This is a genomic window from Frankia nepalensis (genome assembly GCF_016786325.1).
Lineage (GTDB): Bacteria > Actinomycetota > Actinomycetes > Frankiales > Frankiaceae > Pseudofrankia > Pseudofrankia nepalensis.
On record NZ_JADWYU010000334.1, the window covers coordinates 1 to 1,838 of the forward strand.

Sequence of the window (1,838 nt, forward strand, 5' to 3'; positions counted from 1 at the left end):
CTAGGAATGGCCTGAAGATCTTGTTTTCTGGGTTGTTGATCGTCCGGTTCTGCGTGCGACTGTGGCGTGGAGCCGGGCGTGACCGCGGTGTCGTTGGAGATCGTGGGGTGTTGTGGCTGGTTTGGCTGTCGGGGTGGGTGTTCGGGGTCGCGGGGCGGGGTGCCTGGGGGTTGGTGGGTCAGGTGGTGGCGGTGAGAGCCCAGCCGGTGTCGGTGTGGGTGAGGCCGAGCGTGACGAGCCTGCGGAGGTTGACGGCGGCGGCGCGGTGGTGCAGCCAGAGGTTGTTCTTGGTGGTGCCGTGGTAGCGCAGCCGCCGGTTGCCGCGGGTGAGCCAGGCGATGGTGCGTTCGATCATGGGTCGGTGGGTGCGGTAGGTGGCCTGGAAGACGGGATCGGTCGCCGTGGCGCGGTGGGCGCGTAGCAGCTTGTCGTGGGTGTGGAGGGTGACGGTGCGGCCGGCGTTCGCGGTGGTGCAGCGGGTGCGCAGCGGGCAGTCGGCGCAGTGTTCGGTGAAGGCGGCGGTGCGCCGGCCGGTCCGGCCGGTGCGGACGGGCACGGTGTGGCCGGCGGGGCAGGTGACCGTGCCCGCCGCATGGTTGATGGTGAACGCGTCGGGGCTGAACCCGCCGGGGATGTTCGCTGGGGCTGGCCAGGGCTTGATGATCGGGGTGTGGCCGGCGTCGACCACGGCGGACAGCAGGTCGGCGGTGCCGTAGGCGGAGTCGCCTAGGATCTCGGCTGGTGAGGTGATCGTCGAGTCGGCGGCCAGCAGAGCCTGCCCGGCCTCACCATCGGCGGCGCCCTCGCCGCCGCCGCGGGTCAGTTGACAGCCGGTGATGATCCCGGTGTCGGGCTCGGCGATGAGATGCGCCTTGTAGCCGTCGATCTTCACCGAGCGGGACTTGTGGACGTGGCGGGCGTCCGGGTCGACCGTGGAGATCACCCGGTCGCGGGCGACGGCGCGGGCGATCCGCCACCGGCCGTCGGTGCCGTCCGACCCGTCGGCGGGCTCGACGTCCTGCCCGGCGACCAGCGCCAGCAGGCCGACCGCCGCCGCCTGCTCGGACCCGTCGGGCTGCTCCGCGAGCGCGGCGAGCAACGCGAGCGCGTCACCGACCAGGGCTGAGACCAGCGCGTCGCGGGCGTCCGGATCGTCCCAGGTGATCGCCGGCTTCCCCGGCTTCGAGTAGTCATGCCCGGTGCAGCAGGCCGCGATCAGCGTGTCAGCGCCGGACACGACCCGACCCACCCGGCGGATCGCCCCGATCAGCTGCGTCACCGTGTCCTGCGTCGCGACCGCGTCCATCAGCACCGTCGAGTCCAACACCCGGCGGGTCTTCCCCTTCAGCACGCCGGTCTCGGCCACAACCTGACGCACCACCTCGAAGATCCGCTCCGGACGCTCCGACCGGGCGAGCCGACGCCGCCAGTACGTCAGAGACGACGCATCGAACCCGCCATGATCCACTGGAAGGCCGCAGGCGACCTTCCAGCGCAGATCGAACCGCAACGCACCAACCGCGTCGGCGTCCGAAAGGCTGTGCAACGACTGCAACACGATCGTCGAGGCGACCAGATCCGCGGGCAGCCCCGGCCGACCGTTCGACGACGGGAACAGATCCGCGAACATCTCATCCGGGAACAACCGACGGCGATGATCCGCCAGGAACGCGAACACACTGCCCGCCGGGACCAGGTGCCGCGCCCACGCCTCCGCGTCGAACAACTCCCGATCCGGCCCAGAACGCCCCTGCACGACACGATCATCCCGCACCAGGCCACGCCGCCGACCACGACACCCCAGCCAGCACAAGATCTTCAGTGCCCTCCTAGGGCGC

Annotated in this window: 1 protein-coding gene; it reads right to left on the reverse strand. The window is 70.7% G+C overall.

The genetic code is table 11. From position 1 onward, the window contains the following. Nucleotides 1-178 precede the first annotated feature (178 nt). The gene (locus I6A81_RS41025; RefSeq protein ID WP_203003339.1) at nt 179-1,756 is read right to left on the reverse strand and encodes an IS1182 family transposase; all 1,578 of its coding nucleotides are present in this window, start codon (nt 1,754-1,756) and stop codon (nt 179-181) included. Nucleotides 1,757-1,838 lie beyond the last annotated feature (82 nt).